Here is a 26,082-nt window from a genome sequence, read left to right as displayed (position 1 = left end):
GCAGGTGTCGCACGGCTTCCTTGCCTAGCGGCTCCACCCCACTGATTCAGTAACACGGAGACATCTCCTTAGATGAAACGCATCGGCATCATCGGCGCCATGGCCCAGGAGGTCGACTACCTCGCCTCGCTGCTGGAGGGTCGCCGCACCCGCTCTCACGTGGGCTGCACCTTCCACCATGGCATGCTGCATGGTGTCGATGTGGTGATCCTTCAGTCCGGTATCGGCAAGGTGAATGCCGCCATCGGGACCACCCTGCTGCTGGATGTGTACAAACCGGAAGCGATAATCAATACAGGCTCTGCTGGCGGCTTCGGCGAAGGCCTGAAAATCGGCGATGTGGTGGTATCCAGCGAGGTACGGCATCACGATGTGGATGCGGTGGTGTTCGGCTACGAGCATGGCCAGGTGCCCCAGATGCCAGCGGCCTATCTGCCCGACGAGCGACTGGTGAGGGTCGCACGGGAGTGCGTCGAAGCGCTGGGTGAGGTCCGCGTGGTGGAAGGTCTCATCGCCACCGGCGATGTGTTCATGGCCTGTCCCGAGCTGGTCCTGAAAACGCGCACGCGCTTTCCCACGATGCTGGCGGCAGAGATGGAGGCCGCGGCCATCGCCCAGACCTGTCATCTCTATGGGTGCCCCTTCGTGATCATCCGCTCCCTGTCGGATATCGCCGGTGGCGGCGACAACCACCTCTCCTTCGATGAGTTTCTGGAAAAGGCGGCCGCTCACTCTGCACGCATGGTCGAAACCATGGTGGCACGCCTGGCCGTCCCGTCCCCCAAGGCCGAGGGAACCAGCAAGCCCAAGGCTGCTGTCGGATAACCATGCCATCTTCCGGGTGGTTGCGAAGGCTATTGCTGGCAGTCACCGCCAGCCTCCCACTACTGGCAGGCGGCGGCTGCACCATCACGCCACTGACCAACCCTTCGCCGCTGACATCTGCCACTCAGGACGCCCCGGCACTACCGCCCTACACCTTCCAGCGAATGAATCGCCAGACCTATCCCCCCGCCGACTGGCCAGAACCGCTCGGCGCGGATATCTACCTTCCCGACACGCCCGGCAGGACTCGCCGGCCGGCTGCCCTGGTCGTGCATGGTGGCGGCTGGCAGAACCGCACCCCGCAGGACATGAGAGGCATCGCCGAACGGCTGGCGAGGGAGGGTTTCGTGGTGGCCAATGTTCAGTATCGCTTTGCTCCGAAATATCCGTTTCCCGCCCAATTGCACGACCTGCAGCAAGCCATGGCTTGGCTGCACCGGAAAGCGGACGAGGAAGACTGGCTCATCGATACCGACCGAATCGTCGGGGTCGGGTACTCTTCGGGAGCCCACCTCGTCAGCCTTCTGGCACTCAAAGGGGCCGAGGGAGCGCTCTCGCAACCCTACGGGGGCGACCATGCGCGACTCGCGGCAGTACTGGCTGGAGGGACGCCCAGCGACCTGTTCAAATTCGACGATGGCCGACTGGTGGTGGAATTTCTTGGCGGCAAGCGGGCGGAAGTGCCAGACCAATACGAGCTCGCGTCGCCCGCTCGCCACATCTCACCGGACGCCCCGCCGTTCTTTCTCTTCCATGGCACCTGGGACCGCCTGGTACCGGTTGATCATGCAACCGATTTCCACGCCCTCCTGCAGCAGGCCGGCATAGAGAGCGAGCTCTATCGTCAACCCCTGCGGGGCCATATCACAAGCTTCCTGACCAGTGGCCGCGCCATTGGCGCGGGCATCGATTTTCTGAAGCGCCAGGGCCTGACGCCAGCCGTACCGCCGGAGTAGCACGGAAATCAGTCACGCAGTTTCCAGTCCAGCGATTCGCCCGCCTTCAAGGGTACGATCCGCTGCCCGGGGACATAGGGAAGCGACTGGGGTAGCTCCCAGGTTTCGCGTACCAGAGTAACCGTATCGGCATTGCGCGGCAGACCGTAGAAGTCGGGTCCATGATGACTGGCAAACCCTTCCAGCCTGTCCAGGGCGCCAGCCTGCTCGAACGCCATGGCATACAGCTCGATGGCGGCCGGGGCCGTGTAGGCGCCGGCGCAGCCACAGGCGGACTCCTTGTCACCCTGGGCATGGGGAGCACTGTCTGTGCCGAGGAAGAACTTGCCGCTGCCGGACGTCGCCGCCGCCAGCAGCGCTTCGCGATGGCGCTCGCGCTTGAGAATCGGCAGGCAATAGTAGTGAGGACGGATCCCTCCCACCAGCATGTGGTTGCGGTTGAACAGCAGGTGGTGGGCGGTGATGGTGGCCCCCACGTTGGCCGGCGCCTGGGACACGAAGTCGGCGGCATCGGCGGTGGTAATGTGCTCGAAGACCACCTTGAGCGTCGGGTGCCGCTCGAGCAGCGGCTTCATGACCCGCTCGATGAAGACCGCCTCGCGGTCGAAGATATCGATCTCGCTGTCGGTGACTTCACCATGCACCAGCAGCGGCATGCCCACGCGCGCCATGGCCTCAATCGCCTCGTCGCAATGCGCCAGGTCCGTCACACCTGAAGCCGAATTGGTGGTGGCTCCGGCGGGATAGAGCTTGACGGCATGAATCATGCCACTGGCATGAGCGCGCTCGATTTCCGACGCCGGCGTATCGTCGGTGAGATAGAGGGTCATCAGCGGCTCGAAATCCGAACCCTGGGGCCGGGCCGCCAGGATGCGTTCGCGATACGCCTGCGCCTGATCCGTCGTGGTGACAGGGGGCTTCAGGTTCGGCATGATGATGGCACGCCCCATCTGCCGGGCAGTCGCAGGCACTACGGCCTGAAGCGCATCGCCATCGCGCAGGTGAAGGTGCCAGTCGTCGGGTCGGGTCAGCGTAATAGCGTTCACGGCATGTCCTGTTGTCAGCTGTAGTCGGCTGTGATCGGCAGATAATCGGGAGCGATAGTATACCGTAAGCTGCCGCCGCCTTGGCGCTCCAATGGCCAAGCGCCCCTGCAGTCGGCATGACTGGTGGCATCCGGCCGTGGCGGCTGGACAATCTTCCGGGGTGAGGCCTCAAACCGCAGCAAGTCGAGCGGAATTGCCGTATCATCGACGCCGTTTTCACCCCAAGAGACGTTGCCATGCCCAGGGTTCGCCACTACGCCGATATCGTCGCCATTCTGGCCGGCCTGATGTGGATTCTCGTCTTCTGGTCGATCAGTGTTTCCGCCCGCCTCGACAGCATCGAGCCCACTCTGGCCGCCCTGCTCGCCCTGGGAGCCATGATACTGGTCAGCTTTGTTCACCGCCCCTTTCGCGTCCACCTCAGCCGCTATCACGTACGCAAGCGCCGCACCGAAATGTGGATGCACATCCTGGCGCTGCCCATGGCCCTGGCCCTGCTGCTGGGTGGCCTGATCGAAACGGTGATCGCCCCGCTCAGCGGTCAGCAAAAAATGCTGCTTTTCAATGTCCTCGCCACGGCCGGCTGGGTCGTCTATGTCATGACCCTGGTTATCAAGTTCGTTCATCACCTGCTGCGAAGACGCCGCCACCGTTCGAGCGGCACCTGACGGGAAGCTCGCCTAGCTAGCTGCCGAAGCGGTCGGCACGGAACGGCGACATATCCACTGCAGGCTCCTCTCCGTCCATCATTTCGGCCAGTACCCGACCGGTGGCTGGCCCCAACGTAAACCCCTGATGTCCATGGCCGAAGGCGAACCATAGACCGTCGTGCCGCGGGGCCGGGCCAATGACCGGCTTCATGTCCGACAGACAGGGGCGCGCGCCCTTCCAGGGCTCGGGGTCCAGGCGATCCCCCAGCGATGGATAGATCCTTCGAGCCTCCCGCTCGGCGGCGGCGAGCTGACCGTAGTGGGGCGGCGCATCGAGGGGTTTGAGCTCTGCACCGGTGGTCAGCCGGATGCCGGCACGCATGGGAGCCAGGATATAGCCGACCTCGACATCGGCAAGCCAATACTGCAGTCGCCGGGCCTCCTCGACGGCGTAGTGCATGTGATAGCCCCGCTTGACGAAGGTAGGCATGCGATAGCCAAGGCGTTTCATCCAGCCGCCGGCCCAGGGGCCCAGGGCCATGACCACATCCTGTGCCTCATGCACGCCCCCCTCGGTCTCCACCCGCCAGCCCCGCCCATTCCGGCTGACATCCTGGATCGCTGACTGTACGAAGCGGCCACCTTCGCGCTCGAAGCTGCGAGCATAGGCAGCCACCAGGCCGCCCGGATCTTCGACACCCCATGAATTCGTCCAGTGGATCGCGCCGATGGCTCGATCCGAAAGCTGGGGTTCACGCCGATTCAGGCCGGCCCGGTCGAGCGCGTCATGGGTCACCCCGAAGCGCTCGGCGGCTTCACGAGCCTCCTGCCGGCGCGCATCCAGCCCTGCCTGGCTGCGATAGACCTCGAGCCAGCCGTCCTTCCTGATCATGGCCCCGGCATCCGCCGCCTCGATCATCGGCTCGTGCTCCTGGGTCGACAGCATGATCAACGAGGCATATTCGGGAATGATGCGCGCATGACGCCGAGGCATGGAGTGGCGCCAATAGCCGAACAGTGGCCCGGCGGCTTCCAGCATGCCACGAAGGTTATAGCGGATATCCACCCGGCGATTGGGCAGAACGGAAAGGAGCTTGCCCACCCCCTGGGGAAAGGGGTAGGGGCGGACGGCTTCACGTTGAATCAGACCACCGTTGCCGAATGAGGTCTCCTGCCCCGGCGGGCGGCGGTCGACCAGCAGCACCGACCGGCCACGGCGGGCCAGGTGCCAGGCAATGGAGACCCCGACCATGCCGGCCCCCAGAACGATGGTTTCGCGAGACATGCCTCTCCTCCAGGTTTGCGCAGACGGTGCCCCCGACTCCCGACCGAAGGCGAGGGCTCATTCTATCAGCGCCGCCGGCCCGGCGCCGACGCTTTCCCAAGCGCCCTGAGGCGGATCAAGGTATCGATCGAAGTCCGGGCTCAGGGGCCCGGTTCGCGTAGACAACGCATTGACTGGACAACCCGGGAGTGCCTAGGAGCGGCCCGCAGCGTTCTGAACCTGGAGCTTGGTGCGGATGAAGTCGGAGTGGCTGACGTGCAGCAGGTCGGCCAGCCCGCGGATACGGTGCTCCTCCAGGGCATTATGCCCCTCTTCCGCATCCGCATAGGCCAGTACCCACATCATTCGGACCAGTTCACGGCGCTGGGCATAGGAGTAGTGCTGCTTGACCAGGCTGACGAACTGATAGTGATCCACCGAGGTCTCGACCTCCTCCCTGGCCATCTCCATCAGCTCTTCGACGGCGGCGTCCTTCAGATGGAAATGATGCTGCAGCAGCTGCCGCAGGGCATCGAGCTGCGTCTGGTCGGTGTGGTAGTCGGCGCGCATCACCTCGCACAGCAGTGCGGCGGCGGCCAGCTCCAGGGTCGGCGCAGGATCGGAGCTGGACTCCGGCTCGGCAAGGGCTTCCTGAAAGAACCGCGTGATGCTGGCAAGCATATCGATCTCCCGACTGTATTCGGACATCAGACAGGCGTTTTAGGCTCGGCGTTCCCCCGGCTCAGTAGCCCATCACCCCCGGCAGCCAGGTAACCAGCCCGGGCAGGGCAATCAGGATCAGGATGGTCGCAAGTATCGGGATCAGGAACGGCAAGACCGAGATCACGATCTGGGAATAGCGCAGCCGCGTGATACCCACCATCAGAAACAGCACTGTACCGAAGGGCGGGGTAATGACCCCCACCGACAGGGTGATGACCATGACGATACCGAAGTGGATCGGATCCAGGCCGGCGGCCAGCGCTGCCGGCACGACGATCGGCGTGAAGATGAGAATGCTCTCGATCACCGACATGAAACAGCCCACCACCAGGAAGAACAGTGCAAAGGCCAGCAGCAGCATGATCGTCGGCATGTCGACGCCCGCCACCTGCCCCGCCAGGGCCTGGGGAATACCGATGCGAACCAGGATCCAGCCGTAGAAGCTGGAGACCGCAATGATCAGCAGAATGGCGGCACTGAACATCAGGGTGCGGACGAAGGAGGCATAGAGGTCACGGAGCTTCAGATCTCGATAGACCAGCGTGCCCAGGATGATCGCATAGATGGACGCTACCGCCCCCGCCTCGGTGGGCGTGAAGAAACCGGTCCAGATACCGCCGACGATGATCGCCGGCATCATCAACGGCAGTAAGGCCCGCCTGCCGGTTCGGATGACCTCCTTGCCATCGAAGGGTGTCGCCGGCGGCATGGCCACCCGCTTACCGGCACCCAGCACCAGCGTCATGCCCATCAACAGCAGTGCCATGAGAATGCCGGGCACAAGCCCTGCCATGAACAGGGCCCCGATACTGACATTGGCCAACCAGCCGTAGACCACCAGCGCAATGCTCGGCGGAAGGATGGGGCCAATCACGCTCGAGGCCGCGGTGATGCCGGCCGAATAGCCCAGATCGTAGCCCCTCTCCTTCATGGCCTTGATCTCGATGCTGCCGAGGCCTGCCGCATCGGCTACCGCCGTGCCGGACATGGTGGCGAAGATCGAGCTGGCCACCACGTTGGCGTGCCCCAGGCCGCCCTTGGTAAAGCCGACCAGCGCCGTGGCGAAGTCGAAGATACGTGTGGTGGTCGAGCCGGTATTCATGATGTTGGCCGCCAGAATGAACAGCGGAATCGCCAGCAGGGTGAAATTGTTCAGCGTCTGCACCATGCGCAGCGAGAGCAGTTCCACGGGCAGGCCACTGGCGCCAGTGACACCCAGTGCAATGAAGGAGGTGATGCCGATCGCCACCACCACCGGCAGGCCGATGGCCATCAGCAACAGCAGCCCGCCCACGAAAATCATCAGTTCCTGCATCAGTCCGCCTCCTGGGATGAACTCGCCACAGCGTGCCATTCCACCGGGCCACGCAGGGCCTGCCAGGTCGCCAGTAGCGTCATGCCGGCGAAGCCGATGAAGATGCCGTAATAGAGGTAGGTGAAGCTGATACCCAGGGAAACGGTACGGTTATTGGCGCTGGCGATCGACATGGCAAGGGAGCCATAGGCCGCCATGCCGAAGAAGCCTGCCGAAAGCAGGGCCACAAGCCGGTATTGGATATGCCGGGCCAGGTTACCCAGCCGGTGGCTGAACAGGTCGACCAGCAGGTGCTCGCCGCGCACCCAGGCGGAGAGGGAGCCGAAACCCACCGCATAGATGGCCAACAGCGTTGCAACCTCCTCCGTCCAGGCCATGCTCAACCCGATGATGTCACGGACCACGATGGCGGCAACGATCAACACCAGCACCCCGGCCAACAGCAGCACGCCCAGGGCGTCGCAGGTTCGCGTGATGACCTTGAGCAGGTGATAGGCCAGCCGGTCGACACCGCTGGCGGGGGGTGGGGATGTCGTCAAGTTGTTGTCCTCCAGGCAGGAAACGCCAGCGGCGTCCCATAGGGGCGCCGCTGGCAGGAACGGTCAGTGACGGGCTCGATCAGTCGTCGCTGACGTCACCCAGGGCATCGTCCATCACGCCATCGGCCATCTCGGAGAGGATACGCTCGATGGCAGGCAGGCCGGCCTGACGGAACGGCTCGACATCGGGCTCGATGATGGTCATGCCGTTGGCTTCAAGCTGCTCGAGATAGTACTCGTCGAGCTCACGCTCCACCTCGGTGCCATGCTGGCGCGCGACATGGATGGCCTCGGTGATCACCTCCTGGTCCTCGGCATCCAGGCCCTCCCACCAACGCTTGCTGGCCACCCAGTTCCACGGGAACATCACATGGCTGGTCATGATGATATGGTCCTGCACTTCCCACAGGCGGCGCGTATAGGGCGAAGAGAGCGAGTTCTCATGACCGTCGACCTGACCGGTCTGCATGGCGAGATAGATCTCGGGAGCCGGCACGTTGACCACCTGGGCACCGATCTCTTCCCAGACCTCGAGCCACACCGGCAGCGACGGCAGGCGCATCCGGAAGCCGGAAAGATCGTCGGGGCTGTGAATCGCCTTGTTGGCGGTCATCTGCCGCGGGCCGCGGTGCTGGGTGCCGAAATACTTGATGCCGCCCTTCTCCTCGGCGATCTCCACCAGCCGCTGGCCGGAAGGGCTCTCCATGTAGGCGTCGACCTCGTCCCAGGTCGAGAACACGAAGGGAACGGTGATGGCGTCATACTCGGGGGCATACTGCTGACGCCAGTTGCCGCCGGTAATGGAAATCTGGGTCTGCCCCAGGTTGAGAAGCTCGAGGACGGAATTCTCGCCGCCCAGGGAGCCGGCCAGGAATGGGCGAACGTTGAAACGCCCCGGGGCCTGCTCTTCCAGGTATTCGGCGAAACGTTCGACGGCGGCGCTTTCCGAGCCGCCCTCGCTCATGGTGTTGTTGACCTGAATCTCGATGGTGCTGGCGGCGGCAAAGGGGGCGGCACTGAGTATTCCCAGAGCGACCAACGAGCCTAGCAGTGACTTTCGCATCGTGCTCTCCTGACAATTATCGTTATTGAGGGCTTATCGTCGTGGTTTGATCTTGAAACAACCGCGGGGCTGGCTCAAATCGGCTTTGATGAAGGCAGCCTTCGCCAATCGCGATGGCTACTCAATGCCACACCATTCCACAGCCAGCGCCTATGGGCCTTGAGCACACGACCAAAGGCTAATACCAGAAGGCCCTCCATGGGCTGCCAATGGCATGAGGTAGCCTCGCGATTGTCCATTACGCCATACGGAGCATTCATCATGCACGAAGCCACTTCCATTGCCTTCATCACTGGTGCGACCTCGGGCATCGGCCAGGCCTGTGCCCACCGCTTCGCCGCTGCCGGATGGGGGCTGGTGCTGACCGGACGGCGCGAATCACGCCTGGAAGCCCTGCGCCAGGCGCTCGGCGACACGGTGCCTGTGCATGTCGCCCCACTGGACGTCACCGATCACCGGGCAATAGAAAAAGTGGTGAGCGACCTTCCACCCCCTTTCGACAACATCCGTCTGTTGCTCAACAATGCCGGCGTGGCGCTGGGCAAGGGTCCAGCCCAGGAGGCCGACCTTGAAGACTGGCACGCCATGATCGATACCAATGTCAAAGGCCTGGTGAGTGTGACCCGATTGCTTCTACCTCGGCTGATCGCCCACGGCGAAGGCGCCACGTTACGTCCCAGCAGCGCCATGTACATGTCGCTGTTGCCCGGGTAGGGGGTGATGTCGGCACTGTCGCCAAGGGTGTCCTGCAGGAAGTCGTAGCTGGTGGAACCAATGCGGGTGGCGACAGAGAGTCCCTCGAGGTCCTCGATGGTTTCCACGCTGTCGTTGTCGGCGCGCACGATGATCTGCAGGCCGGAGTCGTAGTAGGGGTCCGAGAAGTCGACGATCTCCGCGCGCTCTTCGGTGATGGTGACACCGGCGATGGCGATTTCCTGGCTGCCGGTCTGTACCGCCGGGATGATGCCGGCGAATTCCATGGTGGTCAGGTCTACCTCGAAACCGGCCCGCTCGGCGACTTCATTGATGATGTCCATGTCGAAACCGATCATCTCGCCGGTATCGGGATCGAGCATCTCGAAGGGGACAAAACTGGGGTCGGTGACCACCTTCACGGTAGGTCTGTCAGCCAGGGCTGCCGCGGAAAGGCCAAGGCTTAGCGCCAGGGAAGAGACCAGGAGGGTTTGCTTGAATCGGGCTGAAGTAAAGCAAGAACGTTTCATTGAACTCCCCGTTATAGGACGTTTTTCATGGGATTCACCCCATTCAACATGGTTAGAATCCCGAAAAGCGTCAAGTCGGAGAGTAAGAAATCGCTAAAATGATGGCAGGCTAGACCATGAAGGAAGCACCGCAGCCGCAGGTGGTGGTGGCGTTGGGGTTCTGGACCAGGAAGCGGGCGCCGGCCAGGCCCTCTTCGTAATCCACGGTGGAACCAACCAGGTACTGGTAGGAGAGCTCGTCGACCACCAGGGCCACTTCACCGAACTCGATCAGGGCATCGTCCTCCGCCACATCCTCGGCGAAGTCGAAACCGTACTGGAAGCCCGAACAGCCGCCACCGGTCACGTAGACCCGCAGCTTGAGTCCCGGTTTGCCTTCCTCCGCGATGAGCGCCTGCAGTCGTTTTCTGGCACTGTCGGAGAGCATCATGGGAGTGGGCACGAAAGATTCTGCGCCGCTCATGGGCATCCTCCCTTGAGCTGAATGAATAGGTAACAGATCATTATCCCTAATCCCTAGCAAAAGGGTCAACTATTCATACTAATCAGGCTGCACGGTTCAGGGCATCAGTGCCGGCGCCGCGAGTCCTGCGTGCTCGTCGAATCCGAACATCAGGTTGAGGTTCTGGATCGCCTGGCCGGAGGCCCCCTTGACCAGGTTGTCGATCACCGCCAGTACCACCACGGTGTCGCCGTCGCCCGGACGATGAACCGCCAGGCGGCAGACGTTGGCCCCCTTGACGCTGCGGGTCTCCGGGTGGCTGCCGGCCGGCATTACGTCGACGAAGGGCTCGGCGGCAAAGCGGCACTCGAAGAGGCTCTGCAGATCGCCGGGGTCACGGGTCAGCCTGCCGTAGAGGGTGGCATGGATGCCGCGGATCATTGGCGTCAGGTGCGGCACGAAGGTCAGCCCCACCGGCCCCCTGGCGGCGTCGCCGAGACCCTGGCGAATCTCCGGCAGGTGGCGGTGGCCGGCGGCGCCGTAGGCCTTCATCGATTCGCTGGCCTCGGCCATCAGTGACGGCACCTTGGCACCCCGGCCGGCGCCGGTGACGCCGGACTTGCAGTCGGCGATGATGTGGTCGACATCGATCAAGCCGGCTTCGAGCAGCGGCAGCAGGCCGAGCTGCACGGCGGTGGGATAGCAGCCGGGTACGGCGATCAGGCGCGCCTTGCGGATGCGCTCCCGGTGCATTTCCGGCAGTCCATAGACGGCTTCATCGAGCAGTTCCGGTGCGGCGTGGGGTTGACCGTACCAGTTCGCCCACTCCTCGGCGTCACGTAGGCGGAAATCTGCAGAGAGGTCGATGACACGGGTGCCCTTTGCCAGTAGCTCACCGGCCAGGGCGTGGGCCACACCGTGAGGCGTGGCGAAGAACACCGCATCGCAGGCGCCCAGTCGCTCGGCATCGGGTTCGCTGAAGGTCAGATCATCGTAATGGCCGCGCAGGTTGGGGTACATCTCGCTGACGCCCATGCCCGCCTCGGATCGCGAGGTGATGGCCTCGACCTCGACACCGGGGTGCTGAGCCAGCAGCCTGAGCAGTTCGACGCCGGTATAACCGGTGCCGCCGACGATTCCGACCTTGATCACGATGGACTCCTCTTGTTGGGTCTACGAATATGATACACAAGAGAGAGGGCTGCCACCCAGCCGTCCCCTGAAAACGCTTCATACAGGAAAACCGCCGTGCCGCTCCCGTCACTGCCCGACCTGACCCTGGAAGGCTTTCGCCGCAAGCTGGCCAATGTGGACGCCCTGCCCCAGCTCTGCGTGCTTGGCGTATTGTCCGGACTCCTGACGGGTGCCGTGATGGTCGGCTTTCGCCTGTTGCTGGATCTGGGGGCGCTGACCTTCATGCCTGACGGCGATCCGGAGAACTTCGAGGGACTCTCGCCGCTGCTGCGCTCCTCTCTGCCCCTGCTGGCGGTGCTTATCATCGGTATCTTCCTGTGGCGCCAGCCCGCAGCCGCTCGCAAGATGGGGGTGGGCCACGTTATCGAGCGTCTCTCATACCACCAGGGTCGCTTCCCCCTGCGCAACTGGATCAATCAATGGTGGGTCGGGGTGGTATCGGTGATCGGCGGCCTGTCGGCCGGCCGTGAGGGGCCCGCCATCCATCTCGGTGCGGCGGCGGCCAGCGGAATCGGTCAGCGCCTGCGACTTCCCCACAACAGCCTGCGCGTGCTGGTGGCCTGTGGCACCGCGGCGGGGATATCGGCCTCCTTCAATACGCCTATTGCCGGGGTCATCTTCGCCATGGAAGTGGTGATGCTGGAATACACCATCGTCGGTTTCATGCCGGTGATCCTGGCCTCCACCATGGGGGCGCTGGTGGCCATGCTGGTCTATGGTTCCGAACCGGCCTTCCAGGTGCCCAGCGTCAGCATGGGGTCGCTGATGAACCTGCCCTGGATCGTGGTCACCGCGCTGTTCGTTGGCTTGCTGGCGGGTCTTTTCATTCATGTGGCGAAAAGTTCTGGCATAAGAGGGCTTCCGGTGTGGCTGAGACTGGTACTGGTGGCGGTGGCCACGGCCGGTGTGGCCTGGTGGTATCCCGAGGTCCAGGGGATCGGCTACGACAGCCTGGATGCCTCGCTGACCGGTAGCCTGACGGTGGATGTGTTGTTTGCCCTGGTGATAGGCAAGCTGTTGCTCACCGGCCTTACCGTGGCCAGCGGTATCCCCATCGGCATCATCGGCCCGATCCTGGTAGTTGGCGCCGCCGCGGGAGCCCTCGCCGGTCTGGTCGGTGCCCAGCTGTGGCCTCAGCTGGCCGCTGAGCCGGGTTTCTATGCCATGCTGGGCATGGCGGCCATGATGGGAGCGGTGCTGCAGGCGCCACTTGCTGCCCTCATGGCGCTGCTCGAGCTTACCCATAATCCCAATATCATCTTGCCGGGCATGCTGGCGGTGGTCGTTTCGGGGCTGACCGCCCGGCAGCTGTGTCGCTGCGACGGCTTCTTCGTCAGCGTGACTCGCCAGGGGCTGCACCCCCTTCAGCAGCCACTGATGCAAGCCCTCTCCCGGGTGTCGGTGCCGGCGGTGATGGAACGCAGCCTGGTACGTACCCAACGCATGGTGACCCGGGAGCAGGCCCGCGCCTTGCTCGACGCCAAGCCGGTATGGATCCTGATCATGCGCTCGACCGATGACAAGCCGACCCTGGCGCTCAAGGCGGCGGATCTGGCACGAGCGCTGATGGACGAGCAGTTGGCTGAGGAGGCCGAGACGTCAAGCGAGCTGATCGACCTGCTGGAGGTGCCCGGCCAGCGTCTGGAAATGGCACCGATCCACCTGCAGGCGACGCTGTCGGAGGCCTTCGAGCGTCTCAACGACCAGGCGGTGGATGCACTCTTCGTGGAGCACGGGCATCGGCCGAAGCAGAAGCGGATTTCCGGTATCATCACCCGCGGCGCCATTGAACGTTACTATTCGCTCAAGTAGTCATTCACTCAAGTCGTCGTTAGCTTGAGTCGGCAATTCGCTCATGTGATCGATACCTTATCGATTCGCCCCGTCAGGAGACCTCATGTACCTGTGGCTGAAGGCTTTGCATATCGTTGCCGTGATCACCTGGTTCGCGGCGATGTTCTACCTGCCGCGACTCTACGTCTACCATGCCATGGCCCGTGACAAGGGTGAGCAGCAGGCGATTGAATACTTCATGGTGATGGAGCGAAAGCTCTATCGTGGCATCATGACGCCCTCCATGATCGCCGTGCTGGCATTGGGCATCTGGCTGCTTTACCTGATGCCGCACTGGCTTGGCATGGGCTGGATGCATGTCAAGCTGCTGCTGGTCCTGCTGCTGGTGATCTACCACCATGTCTGCTTAGTCTATCTGAAGCAGTTTGCCGCCGGGCGCTGCAAACGCAGTCACGTCTACTTCCGCTGGTTCAACGAGTTGCCGGTGATCGCCCTGCTGGCTATCGTTATCCTCGCCGTTCTCAAGCCATTCTGACATGGACGACATTACCCCAACGCCGCCGGTCGTGCTGATACTGGCGGGGCATGACCCTACTGGCGGCGCCGGACTGATCGCCGACAGCGAGGCCGTGGCGGCCTGCGGCGGCTGGGCTGTCACGATTCCGACGGCGCTGACGGTACAGAACTGCCGTGATGTTGATCGCGTGGTGCCGGTCCCGGTTCGACTGATCCGCGAGATGGGCGACGCCCTTGATGAATTCTCCATCGCGGCCATCAAGGTGGGCCTGATCGCGAGTGTCGACGTGCTGGATGCCGTGGTGGATGTCGTACGCGCCCACCCGGGGGTACCGGTGGTGGTCGATCCGGTGCTCAAGGCAGGGGGGGGGAGTGAGTTATCCACAGCTGCGCTACTGGATGCGTTTCGCGAGCGATTGCTCCCGCTGGTGGATATTCTCACACCCAATCGGCTGGAATTGACACGCTTGGCGGGCAGTGAGGCGAGCAACGACTTAGCCCGGGCGGAGCAACTGCTGGCGCTCGGTTGTCGTTCGCTGCTCGTGACGGGGGCGGATGACCCGGAAAGGGAAGTGCCGCCCGACGAGGTACAGCAGGTGCTGTATTCTCGTGATCAGCGTGCTCACTGGCGATGGCCCCGGCTGCCGGGGCGCTACCATGGGTCTGGCTGCACCCTTGCCGCAGCGCTGGCGGCGCGGCTGGCGGGGGGAGAGGCGCTGCGGGATGCCTGTGAGCAGGCGCAGTCGTTTACCTGGCATGCACTGGCCAATGGGTGGCGCCCCGGAAGCCACCAGTCGTTGCCACGACGAATTGGCAGCACAGCCGGTTGTGTCTTCCACTTGACCGGTGGCAAGGAGAGGCAGCTTGGCAGTCGTCCGCACTGGCCATGTACCCTCGGTGCAGACAGAATGACCCGACACTTGACCGATTCCCGTGACATGACCGCAGGTCACGGGTTATCCAATATGAATGAAAAGGTTATCCCAGATTCTATCCACAGCCTGGAAGTATCAGATGGGATGCCTTTCGATCATCGTTTCAGCGACAGCAAAGAGGCTTTCATGACCACTTCCGCACAGCTCTTCGAACAGGCCTGCCGACACATTCCCGGAGGCGTCAATTCTCCGGTACGCGCCTTCAAGGGCCTGCATCGGCCGCCGGTGTTCATGGAACGGGCCCAGGGTGCCTATCTCTACGACGTCGAGGGCAAGCGCTATGTTGACTATGTCGGCTCCTGGGGGCCGATGATTACCGGCCACGCCGATCCCGACGTGCTCGGGGCCGTGCGCGCCCGGCTCGACAATGGCCTCTCCTTCGGCACGCCAACGGCCATCGAGACCACCATGGCCGATCTCATCTGCGAGATGATTCCCTCCATCGAGATGGTGCGTATGGTCAATTCCGGCACCGAGGCCACCATGTCAGCCATTCGCCTGGCGCGGGGGTTCACTGGCCGTGACAAGATCGTCAAGTTCGAGGGCAACTACCATGGCCACTCCGACTCGCTGCTGGTGAAAGGGGGGTCCGGCGCTCTGACCCAGGGCGAGCCCAGTCCGCCCGGCGTACCCGCCTCGCTGGCCGAACATACCATCACCCTCTCCTATAATGACCTCGATGCCGTCGAGGCCTGCTTCGAGGAGATCGGCAGCGAGATCGCCTGCATCATTGTCGAGCCGGTAGCCGGGAACATGAATTGCATTCCTCCGCAGCCAGGCTTTCTGGAGACCCTGCGTCGGGTCTGCACCGAATATGGCAGCGTGCTGATATTCGACGAGGTAATGACCGGCTTCCGGGTCGCCATGGGCGGTGCCCAGGCCCACTACGACATCGAGCCCGACCTGACCTGCCTGGGCAAGATTGTCGGTGGTGGCATGCCGGTGGGAGCATTCGGCGGCAAGCGCGAGGTTATGGAGCAGATATCTCCACTGGGGCCGGTCTATCAGGCGGGAACGCTGTCGGGCAACCCGCTGGCCATGGCTGCCGGCATTGCGCTGTTGACCAAATTGCGTGCGCCGGGCTTCCATGATGCGCTGGCACAGCGGGTTGAGACGCTCTGCCACGGGCTTCAGGAACGCGCTGATGCCGCCGGTGTCGATATGATCACGCAGCGTGCAGGGGGCATGTTCGGGCTTTTCTTCACTGGGCAGTCTCGGGTCGACAACTTTGCCCAGGCGACTGCCTGTGATGCCGATGCGTTTCGTCGCTTCTTCTCGGCGATGCTGGACGAGGGTGTCTATCTGGCCCCGTCGGCCTACGAGGCGGGATTCATGTCCAGCGCGCACAGTCCGGAGGACATTCAGGTGACCCTGGATGCCGCGGTCAAGGCCTTCGACCGGGTTCGGCAGGGTTGAGACGCTGAGAGATCGTTCCTAGCCGCTGGTTAGAGGGTCTGACTACAAGGAGCATGCATGGCTAAGCCATCAGTCACGTCGACAACGCACCCTTCCAGTGTTATCAGCCTGGATGGACTTGTTGACGCTCTGATGGCGGCACACCGACCAAGCACCGATCCACTACCTTTACTCGGCCCCTCCCCATGTCTGGCTTCGACTCGCGCCCTTATCGAGGACGAGCTGGACGCCTTGGCCTCGTGGATGCATGGCGAGGAGGACCTGGTGCAGCTCGACCGTCTGCGTGAATGGCTCGATCAGGAGCTGGTGCGTCTTCAAGCCTGCTTTGCCGAGCGAGCAGAGCCTAGGCCCAGTTGGGCAGCTGGGCATCCAACTGTGACACTCTGCGACAATCAGCGACTGGTCATGATCAATGCCCTTGATTTTGATCCTGACGATCCGCTGGCCTCAAGACCTCTTGATACAGGGTTCGATATGGCGTCGTTACTGGTAGGGCTGGCGATTCGTGATGAATCCCGGCTGGCCAATCGCGCCCTGGATCGTTACTTGTTGCTCTCCGGTGACTATGCCCTGACCAGGTTACTGTCGGTATTCCAGGTAGCCCGTGCCCTGTCTTGTGCGCGGCGGGCCTTGCAGCGTCGCAGCGAGATGATGGAAGGAGAGCCGTTGGCTCATATTGCCGATGCCGTGGGGACGAGTCGTCGCTATCTTGCCTTGGCAGAGAAGATCTCGGTGTTCCGCTTCCCGCCTCTGATCATCGGTACAGGGGTTTCGGGAAGCGGCAAGAGTCGTTTTACTGCCAACATGGTCGAGAGGCTGGGCGCTGTCAGGCTCTGTTCGGATGTAGAACGACGGCGGCTGTTCGGTATCAGTCCACAGGACAAGAATGCGGAACCTCCTGTGGATATCTTTACCGACGATGCCACTTCTCGGACCTATCAACGTCTGGCCGAACTCGCAGGAACCCTGCTCGACGCGGGTATTACCACATGCGTGGATGCCACTTGTCTTGCTCGCAGGCAGCGCAAGCTGCTCTGCCAACAGGCCGAGGCACGAGGCCTACCGGTGCTGATCGTCAGCTTCGAGGCCGACGACGAGACCCTGGAGGCGCGTATCGTCAGGCGTGCTCAGCGGCAGGGCGTATTGCCGAAGGCCAGTCTGGACGTGCTGCACCGTCAGCAGTCGCTCTTCGAACCGTTTGATCCGGAAGAGCGTCAGCATCTGGTTCATCTGGATACCACGGCGGCTGATGCCACCGACACCCTGGCTTCCCTGATAGAACAACGTATCTACGCTGGTTGATAGAGATACCAACTCATACACATATGCGCCACTCTCACACTAGCCGTGGCGCTATGGGGTGCCGTACGGTCAGTGCTTCATTTCCCTGCGAAAACTCGGCGGTACGCTGAAAAGATTTCTCCTCGCCCAGTTCATCGCCTGCAACCTGTTATGTACCTTGATTTTTCTGAAAATATTGTAGAGGTGAGACTTCACCGTATGCTCACTGACGAACAGTTTTTCAGCAATTTCCGAGTTGGTAGAACCAGTGCCAAGAAGCCCTATTATCTCCAGCTCACGCTGTGTCAGCCCACAGGCGGGCCGGTATGAATTCATTTGCTGGCGTCGGAGCAGCAGAATCATTCTTGACATGAGTGCGCGGGACATCCATAGGCTTCCATCCTGCAAGGCCTGCATACCTTTGCAGATCAGCTCGATGCTGTCGTTGCGGTAGAAGATTCCCTGGAGGTTGAGCGTCGAGAGCAGTTCGACGGCATGGTCCTCACCCCGGACATTGAACGCAGCGAGACTGATATCCTCATGCTCATCGGCTATACCCTGCCAGCGCTGCATGCTGGCTTCGCTCAGATGATCCAGGTCGAGAATGACCAGCATCGGCTGGTTTTCATCGATTTTCGGTTCCTCGCTGTCGCTGACGGCAACGATGTCATGCTCGAATTTCTGCTGAATGTATTCGATAAACAGCTTCGACTGCGGGTTGATGTCTGTCACCAGCAGAACATGACGGTCCATGTTGTCCATGATGCTTTCCCTCCCTTCAAAAGCTCTAACTCTTGGAAATTGTAATATAACGTGAACGAAGCGCTTGCTGAAGCTTTGTACATAAAGTGTAAATTTGTTAATAACTAATTGTTATTACCCTGTTCTTTTTTATGCCATTCCTGTGCTGCAAGGCTCAGCAACAAAGGCTAGCTAATCCTTATGGTGCATGAAATTGCTCTCCTGGCAATGGGTTTCATCAGATATTAGAGAACCCTTACGACAATATACACAAGTAACAGATCTTAGTGTAAGTATCATCCCGAATAATCTCATGAAATTAAAATTCCTTTTAAAACAACGAATTGAATTATTGCACACTTCTTAATTACTTTCAGTTTACGATGCATTATCTTTTCAGGGTTTTGATGCCTCCTTGTTTCTTCTAATGCTTGATGTATTAAAACTCTCGTACTTTATTTATGTACACTCATATCTTCGTAAGCTTTTTTTCTAGTACATCTCATGAATTAAATTTTTGTCATTAAGATGGACGATTACATGCAATCCTGATGGGCTCTGACAGCATGGTAGCTTTCCCTACTTTTGTAAAGTTGTGTCACAATTCTGTTGACTCTTGCCTGCTTCGTACCCTGCGGATGCTCTCTATGGCATACTCTCGTTCATTCTCTCTGCGTTGCGAGGTGACCTTGTGTCGGGTCGAAAAACATTGGTTCTGGCCAGTGGAAATGCCGGAAAAATTAATGAGTTCAACCAGCTATTGAGGGAGCTTGGAATCCATGTCCGGCCGCAGGCGGAATACGGAGTGGCTGATGTCGAGGAGACCGGGCTGACATTCGTCGAGAATGCCCTGCTCAAGGCACGCGAAGCGAGCCGAGTCAGTGGCCTGCCCGCCCTGGCGGACGATTCTGGCCTGGAGGTGGATTACCTTCAGGGTCAGCCTGGTATCTACTCCGCCCGATACGCCGGGGAGCCGAAAAGTGATGCGCGTAATAATGACAAGCTGCTTGCGGCGCTTGCCGGGATACCGTCGGCCCGTCGTACCGCCCGCTACTGGTGTGTTCTGGCATATCTACGCCATGCCGAAGACCCGGTACCCCTGATCGTGCAGCGAAGTTGGGAGGGTGAGATTCTGACCGCACCACGCGGTGACGGCGGCTTCGGGTACGATCCGCTGTTCTGGTTACCTTCCCTGGGCAAGAGCGTCGCCGAGCTCAGCGCCGAAGATAAGAACCGGCTTAGCCACCGGGGAAGGGCTCTGCAGTCGCTGGCGGCGGCCCTTGGTGAGACGTCGGCAAAGTGAGCGCTCTGTCCCGGCGAGTCGACGGGCTGCCGCCGCTGGCGCTCTACGTGCATGTGCCCTGGTGCGTGCGTAAATGCCCCTACTGCGATTTCAACTCGCATGGGGTAGGGCACGGCGCCGACCTGCCCGAAGCAGATTATCTGGCTGCGTTGCTCCAGGACCTCGAGGCCGAACTGCCATTGGTTGGTGGGCGCGAGCTAACCAGTATCTTTATCGGCGGAGGCACACCGAGCCTGATGTCTGCCGGCTTCTATGAACGGTTGTTCGATGTACTGGCCACGCGGTTGTCACTGGCCTCCGATATCGAAGTCACGTTGGAAGCGAACCCGGGTACCCTGGAACGCGGTCGATTCCAGGGCTATCGGGCAGCGGGTATCAATCGGCTCTCCCTGGGGGTACAGAGTTTTCAGGATGGCCAACTTCATGCCCTGGGCCGTATCCACAGGGGTGGCGATGCGATAGCTGCGGGGGACGAGGCCCGCCATGCCGGGTTCGATAACATCAACCTCGACCTGATGCATGGCTTACCGGGCCAGACACCGGCTTTGGCGCTTGATGACCTTGACCTTGCTCTCTCCCTCTCTCCGGAGCACCTCTCCTGGTATCAGCTCACGCTGGAACCCAATACCGAGTTTCATTCACGCCCTCCGGTCCTACCCGAAGAGGAGATGCTGTGGGAGATCCAGGACCTTGGCCATGAGCGGCTCGAAGCGGCCGGGCTGGTTCGCTACGAGATTTCGGCTTACGCCCGGCCGGGTATGCAGTCGCGCCACAATCTGAACTACTGGCGTTTCGGTGACTATCTGGGGATCGGTGCCGGCGCTCATGGCAAGCTGAGTGCCACCGACCCTCAGGGCGAACTGCATATCGAACGGCGATGGAAGGCGCGACAGCCTGAGGCCTATCTGCGTCGCTCTGAGGACCCCCGCGGCTTTGTCGCTGGACGCACCGAGGTGGAGGAGGAAGAGTTGCCGCTGGAATTTGCCATGAATGCGTTGCGCCTGGTTGAGGGTGTGTCGATGGCAGACTGGGAGGCGCATACTGGACGTCCGGCCGCCACCCTGGAGGCTCGTCTCCTGCCGGCGCGAAAAAAAGGACTTCTTGTGGAAGATGGCCGGCGACTGCAGGCATCACCTCAAGGTCTATTATTCTTGAATGAGTTGCTGGTTATGATTGGCGAAGCCGATGCCGGCACTGAATGAATGACTCCCTGACCTCCGGAGATAACTATGTTCAAACCCCTTCGTCTTGCTGTGCCGCTCGCGGCCGCTGCCCTGCTGATCGGCTGTGCCACGACTGACCCCTACGGCGGCCAGACCCAGCGCTCCAGCACCATGACCGGTGCCGGTGTGGGTGCAGCCGTCGGAGCCGCAGCCGGCGCCCTGTCGGGCAGCGGCAGCACCAGTCGGCGCGATCGTGCGCTGATCGGTGCCGCGGTGGGTGCTGCTGCAGGCGCCGGCGTCGGTGCCTATATGGACCGGCAGGAGCAGCAGCTGCGCGAAAGCATGAGGGGCACCGGCGTCGACGTGGAGCGTCGCGGCGATGATATCGTGCTCAACATGCCAAGCAGCGTAACCTTCGGCTTCGACTCCAGCGAGCTGACCCCGAGCGCCCGCAACGCACTCAACGATGTTTCGTCGATCCTGACGCAATATACCGATACGCGGGTCAATATCGCCGGGCATACCGACAGCACCGGTGATGCCGGCTACAACCAGCGGCTTTCCGAGCGCAGGGCCGAGTCAGTCGGCAACTATCTGGCTCAGAACGGCGTAACACGCAATCGGCTCTATATGACCGGCTATGGCGCAAGCCAGCCGGTGGCGAGTAACGCAACCGAGGATGGCCGCGCCCAGAACCGGCGCGTCGAGATTACGCTCACTCCGATCGAGAGCCAGTTCCAGCAATAGACCGGCATGCCTGTCGCTCGAACCGGGCCCGTCACTGACAGTGGCGGGCCTTTTCGATAGTCTTTGCCAGGAATCGTCACTTTCCAGACAAGACGCCGAGGCTGGTCTCGTTGCCAGCCTGGTGTGAAGCCCTCCAGCCGATTCGCCACCTCAAGGACCCGTGGCCATGCTTTCCTATCAACACGCCTACCATGCCGGCAACTTCGCCGATGTGCACAAGCACCTCATGCTCTTTGCCGTTACCGGCTACTTGCTGCGCAAGGCGTCACCGATCACCTATATCGATACCCATGCCGGGCGCGGGCTCTACCCGCTATCCGCGGCGGAGAGCCAGAAGCTGCAGGAGCATCGCCAGGGTGCGGAGCGACTCTGGCAGGAGAGACAGGCGCTGGCGGCGGAGCCCCTTATCGGCGACTGGCTGTCACTGCTGGCCGAGGCTCAGTTGACCGCTGGCAAGCAGGCGTCACCAACGCTGGACTGCTACCCGGGATCCCCCTGGTGGCTGACAAGGCAGTTGCGAGACGTGGATCGGCTGGCGCTTTTCGAGCTGCATCCCGGCGAGCACGAGCACCTGGCCGCTCAGCGCCTGCCGAAGAACGTGAAGCATATCCATGGCGATGGCCTGAAGGGCCTGCTGCAGCGATTGCCGGTAGCCACGCCGCGGCTTTGCGTATTGATCGATCCCAGCTATGAACGCAAGAGCGAGTACGTAGAGGTGGCCGAGACCGTGCTGGCGGCCATGCGCAAGGTGCGGCACGGCGTGGTACTGGTGTGGTACCCGCTTTTGCCTGCCGGTCGCCACAGCGAGCTGCTGGAAGGGCTGCGCAATGGGGGCCTGCGCAAGATCTGGCGCAGCGAAGTTGTCCTGCGCGAGCCAAGCAGCGAGGAGCGAGGCATGTATGGCAGCGGCATGCTGGTCATCAATCCGCCCTGGGGGCTGGAGGAGCTGCTGGTATCTGCCATGAAGCGGATCGAGCCGCTGCTGGGTCCTGATGCCAGTCACCGTGGCGAGTGGTGGGTAGCGGAGTAGGCCGGTAGCGACCTACTTGCCGATACAGAAGCTGCCGAATATTTCTCCCAGCAGATCGTCGGCACTGAACTCGCCGGTGATCTCGCCCAGCGCCTGTTGGGCATCGCGCAGGTCCTCGGCGAGTAGTTCCCCGGCGCCGTAGCCACTGAGCTGCTCTTCGCCGTTGGTGAGGGCTCGCTTCGCCCTGTCGAGTGCATCGAGGTGGCGCCGTCGAGCGGAGAAGCGCCCTTCCGTGGTGCTGGCATACCCCATCACCTCCTTCAGGTGTGACTTCAGGTTATCCACACCCTGGCCGGTCTTGGCTGAGAGCCGGATGACCGGCGTGGCTGTGGATAACTCGATGCCGGCCACTTCCTCGTTCGTATCGATCTTGTTGCGAACCAGTGTCAGCCGGCTGGGGTCGCTGAGTCGCTCGACGAATTCGGGCCAGATCGCCATGGGGTCGGTGGCGTTGGTCGTGGTGGCATCCACCAGCAGCAGCACCCGGTCGGCCTTCTCGATCTCGCTCCAGGCACGCGCCACGCCGATGCGTTCCACGGCGTCCGGGGTGTCGCGCAGGCCGGCCGTATCGATCACATGCAGCGGCATCCCATCGATATGGATGTGTTCGCGCAGAACGTCCCGGGTGGTGCCCTCGATTTCGGTGACGATGGCCGTCTCCTGCTCGGTCAAGGCATTGAGCAGGCTCGACTTCCCGGCGTTGGGGCGCCCCGCGATGACCACATTCATGCCTTCGCGCATCAGCGCGCCCTGAGCGGCGGCGGTGCGCACCGCCGCCAGCTCCGCTTTCACCGCCCCCAGCATCTCGGCCACTCTGCCGTCGGCGAGAAAGTCGATCTCCTCTTCGGGGAAGTCGATGGCCGCTTCCACGTAGATACGCAGCTCGATCAATTGCTCGACCAGCGCCGAGACCCGGCGCGAAAATTCGCCCTGGAGCGAGCGTAGCGCATTCTCGGCGGCAGACCGGGAACTCGCCTCGATCAGGTCGGCGATGGCTTCGGCCTGTGCCAGGTCGAGCTTGTCGTTGAGAAAGGCGCGTTCGGAGAACTCCCCCGGACGTGCCAGGCGTGCGCCCAGCTGCACGCAGCGCTCCAGAAGCAGGTCCATGATCACCGGTCCGCCGTGTCCCTGCAGCTCCAGCACGTCCTCGCCGGTAAAGGAGTGTGGCGCCTGGAAGTAGAGCCCGATGCCTTCGTCGATCACCCGCACGTCGCCCTGGAAGGGTGCGTAGTGGGCATGGCGGGGCGGGGGACAGCGACCGAGCACCCCCTCGGCGATGGTCCGACAGCCGGGGCCGGACACACGAATGATGCCGACACCGCCTCGTCCCGGTGGGGTGGCAAGAGCAGCGATGGTGTCCGGAATATAGAGGCGATCTGCCATGGTGGGCTCCTCACAGCCAGGGTGGCCGGGTGGCGGCTATTGTCCTTTTCACGGGCCGGAAACGCCAGACCCCTGCCGTGGCAGGGGTCTGGTGGTTCGAGAAAGAAGAAGGTCTATTTGGTCTTCATTCCCTTGCCGACGGTGGGATCATTCTCGATCTTGCGCGTGATCACGTACTGCTGTCCGATCGAGATCAGGTTGTTGACCACCCAGTAGATGACCAGACCCGCCGGGAACCAGAGGAAGAAGAAGGTGAAGACGATCGGCAGCATCTTCATGATCTTCGCCTGCATCGGGTCCGGAGGCGTGGGGTTGAGCATCTGTTGAACGAACATCGAGGCGCCCATCAGGATCGGCAGGATGAAGAACGGGTCCCTCATCGACAGATCCTGAATCCAGAACATGAAGGGCGCATGGCGCAGCTCCACGGATTCCAGCAGCATCCAGTACAGCGCAATGAAGACCGGCATCTGCACCAGTATCGGCAGACAGCCACCCAGAGGATTGATTTTCTCCTTCTGGTAGAACTTCATCATCTCCTGGGACATCTTCTGGCGGTCGTCGCCGTACTGCTCCTTGAGGCGCTGCATCTCCGGGCCCAGCTTGCGCATGCGGGCCATGGACTTGTAAGCCTTGGCGGAGAGCGGCCACATGACCAGCTTCACCACGATGGTCAGGAACACGATCGACCAGCCCCAGTTACCGATCAGGCTGTGGATCTGATCCAGCAACCAGAACAGCGGATTGGCGATAAACCATAGCCAGCCGAAGTCGACGGTCAGGCGCAGGTTGGGCGCTACCTGCTCGAGGTAGCTCTGCACCTTCGGCCCCATGTAGAGGGTCGCACCCAGGCGGGCTTCGCTATCCGGTGCCACCGTACTCACGGAGCCGGCAAAGGCGGCGACATTGCGATCGCGTGAGTCGGTGGAGGCATACTGCAGATTCTGCTGGTTCTGCGGTGGCACCCAGGCGGTGACGAAGTAGTGCTGCAGGATGGCCACCCAGCCACCCTGGACGTCCCGATTATTGAAGCGCCCACGCTGGATGTCGTCGAAATCGACCTTCTCGTAGCGATCTTCCGGTGACGAGTAGGCCGCCCCGAGATAGGAGCTCATGCCAAGGGCCACGCCACTTGAAGGGTCGGGGCTGTTGTCACGAGCGAGCTGACCGATGAAGCGCGCGGTAACCGGCTCTTCTGTGTTGTTGGCCAGATAGTAATGAACATCTACCGCGTAGCTACCCCGCTCGAAGGAGAAGCGCTTGATGATGTCGACACCATTGACCTCGGCAGCCAGGTCGACGTTCAGGCGATTCTCATCGTCGCTCATGCGGTAGCTGGTGCTTTCCGGTGTAAAGCCGATACGACCGGAGTGCCCGTCAAGCTGAAGTCCCGAGCGGGCCACATAGCTGCGGATCTCGCTATCGGAGAGCAGCACGTAGGGGCGGTCGGAGTCCAGGGTCATTCGGTGCTGGGGCAGCGCGGCGTAAACGATATCGCCCCCCTGGGGATCGATACGCAGGTCCAGGACATCAGTGACCACGGCAATCAGGTCGCGGGTACCCGTCGCACGTGCCGGTTCGCCAGGCATGTCCCCCGGCACCTCTTCTTCGGCGCGGGGCGCGGCAGGGACGGCCAAGTCATCGTCCGGATCCACGCTCTCTTCCCCGGGCGCAGGCGCGGTGAAGGTGGGTGCTTCAGGCTCAGGAGCAACCTGGCCGTAGTCCTGGTTCCACTGAATGACGAGCAAGTAGGCAAGCACGGCCAGTGGAATCAACAAAAGGAGTCGTTTTACGTCCATTGAGAGTTCTGCCCGGTGGGTAGTGAACATGCCGCTGGAACGGTATGCGCTGCCACGTTGATATGCGAAAGCCTGCCCAAGGCAGGCTATCGTGGCGGCGACAGGCACCGCATCCGGTCAGGATGCCATCGACTTGCGTACGTCTCGCTCCAGCCGACGCCACATGCTGGAGAGCAGGCGGTGCAGTGTCGCATTATCCAGCTCATTGGCGCCCCGTCGAGCCAGTACCACGATGTCGACGGCGGGAAGCTGATGCTGCTGAAGGCGAATGGACTCGCGAGTCAGCCGCTTCAGGCGATTGCGATCCACGGCTCTACGAACGTTCTTCTTGCTGAAGACCAGGCCGAGACGGGGGTGGCCCAGTCCGTTGGGACACGCCAGGGCCATTAGCCCATTGCCATGTACCTTGAATGCAGCGTGATCGAAGACAAATCGATAGTCCCCGGCAGTCAGTAAACGCAGCTGCGGGGGGAAGTCATGACCGGACACGCGCAATCCGCGATCAGGCGCTCAGGCGCTTGCGGCCCTTGGCGCGACGGCGCGACAGTACGGCACGACCGTTCTTGGTGGCCATGCGAGCACGGAAGCCGTGCACACGCTTGCGCTTGAGAACGCTGGGTTGAAAGGTGCGTTTCATAACTCTTGATTCCCACGTGGTGTGTTTGGACGGAATGTCTTACAGGAAATGCCCGGGCTCCTTGCGGGAACCTGGGGAGATTCGGTTCAAGACCGGA

The 26,082-nt window shown here is 61.8% G+C and carries 25 protein-coding genes and 2 pseudogenes; 13 read left to right on the top strand and 14 right to left on the bottom strand.

From position 1 onward, the window contains the following. The first annotated feature begins 72 nt into the window (after positions 1 to 72). Both mtnN and LOKO_RS05480 read left to right on the top strand, forming a co-directional pair. Positions 73 to 825 (top strand): 5'-methylthioadenosine/S-adenosylhomocysteine nucleosidase, encoded by a 753-nt coding sequence (gene mtnN / locus LOKO_RS05485; protein ID WP_066446113.1) that lies wholly within the window; start codon positions 73 to 75, stop codon positions 823 to 825. A gap of 2 nt (positions 826 to 827) precedes the next feature. Next, on the top strand, positions 828 to 1,781 hold the full coding sequence (locus LOKO_RS05480) for an alpha/beta hydrolase (protein WP_066446110.1): 954 nt from the start codon (positions 828 to 830) through the stop codon (positions 1,779 to 1,781). Between the two features lie 8 nt (positions 1,782 to 1,789). Here LOKO_RS05480 and pyrC read toward each other — a convergent pair whose 3' ends face one another. After that, entirely contained in the window at positions 1,790 to 2,827 is a 1,038-nt protein-coding gene (gene pyrC / locus LOKO_RS05475) for a dihydroorotase (RefSeq protein WP_066446108.1), read from the bottom strand. Between the two features lie 236 nt (positions 2,828 to 3,063). Here pyrC and LOKO_RS05470 point away from each other — a divergent pair, with 236 nt between their 5' ends. Next, positions 3,064 to 3,495, top strand: a complete 432-nt coding sequence (locus tag LOKO_RS05470; protein WP_066446105.1) for a hypothetical protein — start codon at positions 3,064 to 3,066, stop codon at positions 3,493 to 3,495. 16 nt (positions 3,496 to 3,511) lie between these two features. Here the strand turns inward: LOKO_RS05470 and LOKO_RS05465 are convergent, their stop codons facing one another. From LOKO_RS05465 to LOKO_RS05445, 5 genes are all read right to left on the bottom strand, one after another. After that, a complete protein-coding gene (locus LOKO_RS05465; RefSeq protein ID WP_066446102.1) occupies positions 3,512 to 4,762 on the bottom strand; it encodes an NAD(P)/FAD-dependent oxidoreductase in 1,251 nt (416 codons plus the stop codon). Positions 4,763 to 4,954: 192 nt separating this feature from the next. Further along, the gene (locus tag LOKO_RS05460; RefSeq protein ID WP_066446099.1) at positions 4,955 to 5,422 is read right to left on the bottom strand and encodes a tellurite resistance TerB family protein; all 468 of its coding nucleotides are present in this window, start codon (positions 5,420 to 5,422) and stop codon (positions 4,955 to 4,957) included. A 61-nt stretch (positions 5,423 to 5,483) separates the two neighbouring features. After that, complete coding sequence (locus LOKO_RS05455) at positions 5,484 to 6,779, bottom strand: TRAP transporter large permease (RefSeq protein ID WP_066446090.1); 1,296 nt, start codon at positions 6,777 to 6,779, stop codon at positions 5,484 to 5,486. Continuing rightward, positions 6,779 to 7,318 (bottom strand): TRAP transporter small permease, encoded by a 540-nt coding sequence (locus LOKO_RS05450; RefSeq protein WP_066446088.1) that lies wholly within the window; start codon positions 7,316 to 7,318, stop codon positions 6,779 to 6,781. Before LOKO_RS05450 ends, LOKO_RS05455 begins: the two co-directional genes overlap by 1 nt. Before the next feature lie 79 nt (positions 7,319 to 7,397). After that, entirely contained in the window at positions 7,398 to 8,381 is a 984-nt protein-coding gene (locus LOKO_RS05445; protein ID WP_066446086.1) for a TRAP transporter substrate-binding protein, read from the bottom strand. 198 nt (positions 8,382 to 8,579) lie between these two features. Here LOKO_RS05445 and LOKO_RS18605 point away from each other — a divergent pair, with 198 nt between their 5' ends. Then, positions 8,580 to 9,095, top strand: coding sequence for an SDR family NAD(P)-dependent oxidoreductase (locus LOKO_RS18605; RefSeq protein ID WP_335339210.1), 516 nt, complete (start codon positions 8,580 to 8,582; stop codon positions 9,093 to 9,095). Here LOKO_RS18605 and LOKO_RS05440 read toward each other — a convergent pair. From LOKO_RS05440 to argC, 3 genes and pseudogenes are all read right to left on the bottom strand, one after another. Then, positions 9,047 to 9,604 (bottom strand): annotated as a pseudogene (locus tag LOKO_RS05440) (transporter substrate-binding domain-containing protein); the annotation flags it as partial. The gene LOKO_RS18605 and the pseudogene LOKO_RS05440 sit on opposite strands and share 49 nt — an antisense overlap. A gap of 109 nt (positions 9,605 to 9,713) precedes the next feature. Next, positions 9,714 to 10,067: an iron-sulfur cluster insertion protein ErpA gene (gene erpA, locus LOKO_RS05435; protein WP_066446075.1), complete on the bottom strand. Its 354-nt coding sequence runs from the start codon at positions 10,065 to 10,067 to the stop codon at positions 9,714 to 9,716. Between the two features lie 96 nt (positions 10,068 to 10,163). Further along, positions 10,164 to 11,198 (bottom strand): N-acetyl-gamma-glutamyl-phosphate reductase, encoded by a 1,035-nt coding sequence (gene argC / locus LOKO_RS05430; protein ID WP_066446073.1) that lies wholly within the window; start codon positions 11,196 to 11,198, stop codon positions 10,164 to 10,166. A 96-nt stretch (positions 11,199 to 11,294) separates the two neighbouring features. Between argC and LOKO_RS05425 the strand changes: the two genes are divergently transcribed. The 5 genes and pseudogenes from LOKO_RS05425 to LOKO_RS05410 all read left to right on the top strand — a co-directional run bounded on the left by LOKO_RS05425 (position 11,295) and on the right by LOKO_RS05410 (position 17,203). Further along, a complete protein-coding gene (locus tag LOKO_RS05425) occupies positions 11,295 to 13,052 on the top strand; it encodes a chloride channel protein (RefSeq protein ID WP_066446071.1) in 1,758 nt (585 codons plus the stop codon). A gap of 85 nt (positions 13,053 to 13,137) precedes the next feature. Further along, positions 13,138 to 13,569, top strand: coding sequence for a protoporphyrinogen oxidase HemJ (hemJ, locus tag LOKO_RS05420; protein ID WP_066446068.1), 432 nt, complete (start codon positions 13,138 to 13,140; stop codon positions 13,567 to 13,569). A gap of 1 nt (position 13,570) precedes the next feature. Continuing rightward, positions 13,571 to 14,359: pseudogene (gene thiD, locus LOKO_RS19785) on the top strand (bifunctional hydroxymethylpyrimidine kinase/phosphomethylpyrimidine kinase); the annotation flags it as partial. 252 nt (positions 14,360 to 14,611) lie between these two features. Then, positions 14,612 to 15,901: a glutamate-1-semialdehyde 2,1-aminomutase gene (gene hemL / locus LOKO_RS19780; protein ID WP_066452237.1), complete on the top strand. Its 1,290-nt coding sequence runs from the start codon at positions 14,612 to 14,614 to the stop codon at positions 15,899 to 15,901. A 57-nt stretch (positions 15,902 to 15,958) separates the two neighbouring features. Beyond that, positions 15,959 to 17,203, top strand: a complete 1,245-nt coding sequence (locus tag LOKO_RS05410; protein ID WP_083517443.1) for a P-loop nucleotide/nucleoside kinase family protein — start codon at positions 15,959 to 15,961, stop codon at positions 17,201 to 17,203. 69 nt (positions 17,204 to 17,272) lie between these two features. Here LOKO_RS05410 and LOKO_RS05405 read toward each other — a convergent pair whose 3' ends face one another. Then, on the bottom strand, positions 17,273 to 17,944 hold the full coding sequence (locus LOKO_RS05405; RefSeq protein WP_066446061.1) for a response regulator transcription factor: 672 nt from the start codon (positions 17,942 to 17,944) through the stop codon (positions 17,273 to 17,275). A 670-nt stretch (positions 17,945 to 18,614) separates the two neighbouring features. On the opposite strand from LOKO_RS05405, the gene LOKO_RS05400 reads away from it, so the two are divergent. The 4 genes from LOKO_RS05400 (at position 18,615) to LOKO_RS05385 (ending at position 22,166) form a co-directional block, all read left to right on the top strand. Then, positions 18,615 to 19,226 (top strand): XTP/dITP diphosphatase, encoded by a 612-nt coding sequence (locus LOKO_RS05400; RefSeq protein WP_066446056.1) that lies wholly within the window; start codon positions 18,615 to 18,617, stop codon positions 19,224 to 19,226. Next, positions 19,223 to 20,428 carry a radical SAM family heme chaperone HemW gene (gene hemW, locus LOKO_RS05395; RefSeq protein WP_235588944.1) on the top strand — a complete coding sequence of 402 codons (1,206 nt, stop codon included), beginning with the start codon at positions 19,223 to 19,225 and terminating at the stop codon, positions 20,426 to 20,428. Before LOKO_RS05400 ends, hemW begins: the two co-directional genes overlap by 4 nt. Before the next feature lie 27 nt (positions 20,429 to 20,455). Next, complete coding sequence (locus tag LOKO_RS05390; RefSeq protein ID WP_066446054.1) at positions 20,456 to 21,136, top strand: YiaD family glycine zipper/OmpA-like lipoprotein; 681 nt, start codon at positions 20,456 to 20,458, stop codon at positions 21,134 to 21,136. Between the two features lie 166 nt (positions 21,137 to 21,302). After that, positions 21,303 to 22,166, top strand: coding sequence for a 23S rRNA (adenine(2030)-N(6))-methyltransferase RlmJ (locus tag LOKO_RS05385; protein WP_066446052.1), 864 nt, complete (start codon positions 21,303 to 21,305; stop codon positions 22,164 to 22,166). Between the two features lie 12 nt (positions 22,167 to 22,178). On the opposite strand, the gene mnmE is transcribed toward LOKO_RS05385, so the two are convergent. The 4 genes from mnmE to rpmH form a co-directional block, all read right to left on the bottom strand. Next, entirely contained in the window at positions 22,179 to 23,549 is a 1,371-nt protein-coding gene (gene mnmE, locus LOKO_RS05380) for a tRNA uridine-5-carboxymethylaminomethyl(34) synthesis GTPase MnmE (protein WP_066446050.1), read from the bottom strand. A gap of 113 nt (positions 23,550 to 23,662) precedes the next feature. Then, positions 23,663 to 25,348, bottom strand: coding sequence for a membrane protein insertase YidC (yidC, locus tag LOKO_RS05375; protein ID WP_066446048.1), 1,686 nt, complete (start codon positions 25,346 to 25,348; stop codon positions 23,663 to 23,665). A gap of 117 nt (positions 25,349 to 25,465) precedes the next feature. Further along, positions 25,466 to 25,837, bottom strand: a complete 372-nt coding sequence (gene rnpA, locus LOKO_RS05370; protein ID WP_066446045.1) for a ribonuclease P protein component — start codon at positions 25,835 to 25,837, stop codon at positions 25,466 to 25,468. Between the two features lie 13 nt (positions 25,838 to 25,850). Further along, a complete protein-coding gene (gene rpmH / locus LOKO_RS05365; RefSeq protein ID WP_043514730.1) occupies positions 25,851 to 25,985 on the bottom strand; it encodes a 50S ribosomal protein L34 in 135 nt (44 codons plus the stop codon). Positions 25,986 to 26,082: the final 97 nt, after the last annotated feature.

It is taken from the genome of Halomonas chromatireducens, from assembly GCF_001545155.1.
Classification (GTDB): domain Bacteria; phylum Pseudomonadota; class Gammaproteobacteria; order Pseudomonadales; family Halomonadaceae; genus Halomonas; species Halomonas chromatireducens.
This window is presented reverse-complemented; position numbering and strand designations above follow the sequence as displayed.

What these genes read in the sequence shown, in the direction of transcription:
- mtnN (WP_066446113.1), top strand. Translation starts at nt 73, where the DNA reads ATGAAACGCATCGGCATCATCGGCGCCATGGCCCAGGAGGTCGACTAC.
- LOKO_RS05480 (WP_066446110.1), top strand. Translation starts at nt 828, where the DNA reads ATGCCATCTTCCGGGTGGTTGCGAAGGCTATTGCTGGCAGTCACCGCC.
- LOKO_RS05470 (WP_066446105.1), top strand. Translation starts at nt 3,064, where the DNA reads ATGCCCAGGGTTCGCCACTACGCCGATATCGTCGCCATTCTGGCCGGC.
- LOKO_RS05465 (WP_066446102.1), bottom strand. Translation starts at nt 4,762, where the DNA reads ATGTCTCGCGAAACCATCGTTCTGGGGGCCGGCATGGTCGGGGTCTCC.
- LOKO_RS05460 (WP_066446099.1), bottom strand. Translation starts at nt 5,422, where the DNA reads ATGCTTGCCAGCATCACGCGGTTCTTTCAGGAAGCCCTTGCCGAGCCG.
- LOKO_RS05455 (WP_066446090.1), bottom strand. Translation starts at nt 6,779, where the DNA reads ATGCAGGAACTGATGATTTTCGTGGGCGGGCTGCTGTTGCTGATGGCC.
- LOKO_RS05445 (WP_066446086.1), bottom strand. Translation starts at nt 8,381, where the DNA reads ATGCGAAAGTCACTGCTAGGCTCGTTGGTCGCTCTGGGAATACTCAGT.
- LOKO_RS18605 (WP_335339210.1), top strand. Translation starts at nt 8,580, where the DNA reads ATGGGCTGCCAATGGCATGAGGTAGCCTCGCGATTGTCCATTACGCCA.
- erpA (WP_066446075.1), bottom strand. Translation starts at nt 10,067, where the DNA reads ATGAGCGGCGCAGAATCTTTCGTGCCCACTCCCATGATGCTCTCCGAC.
- hemJ (WP_066446068.1), top strand. Translation starts at nt 13,138, where the DNA reads ATGTACCTGTGGCTGAAGGCTTTGCATATCGTTGCCGTGATCACCTGG.
- hemL (WP_066452237.1), top strand. Translation starts at nt 14,612, where the DNA reads ATGACCACTTCCGCACAGCTCTTCGAACAGGCCTGCCGACACATTCCC.
- LOKO_RS05410 (WP_083517443.1), top strand. Translation starts at nt 15,959, where the DNA reads ATGGCTAAGCCATCAGTCACGTCGACAACGCACCCTTCCAGTGTTATC.
- LOKO_RS05405 (WP_066446061.1), bottom strand. Translation starts at nt 17,944, where the DNA reads ATGGACAACATGGACCGTCATGTTCTGCTGGTGACAGACATCAACCCG.
- LOKO_RS05390 (WP_066446054.1), top strand. Translation starts at nt 20,456, where the DNA reads ATGTTCAAACCCCTTCGTCTTGCTGTGCCGCTCGCGGCCGCTGCCCTG.
- LOKO_RS05385 (WP_066446052.1), top strand. Translation starts at nt 21,303, where the DNA reads ATGCTTTCCTATCAACACGCCTACCATGCCGGCAACTTCGCCGATGTG.
- mnmE (WP_066446050.1), bottom strand. Translation starts at nt 23,549, where the DNA reads ATGGCAGATCGCCTCTATATTCCGGACACCATCGCTGCTCTTGCCACC.
- yidC (WP_066446048.1), bottom strand. Translation starts at nt 25,348, where the DNA reads ATGGACGTAAAACGACTCCTTTTGTTGATTCCACTGGCCGTGCTTGCC.
- rpmH (WP_043514730.1), bottom strand. Translation starts at nt 25,985, where the DNA reads ATGAAACGCACCTTTCAACCCAGCGTTCTCAAGCGCAAGCGTGTGCAC.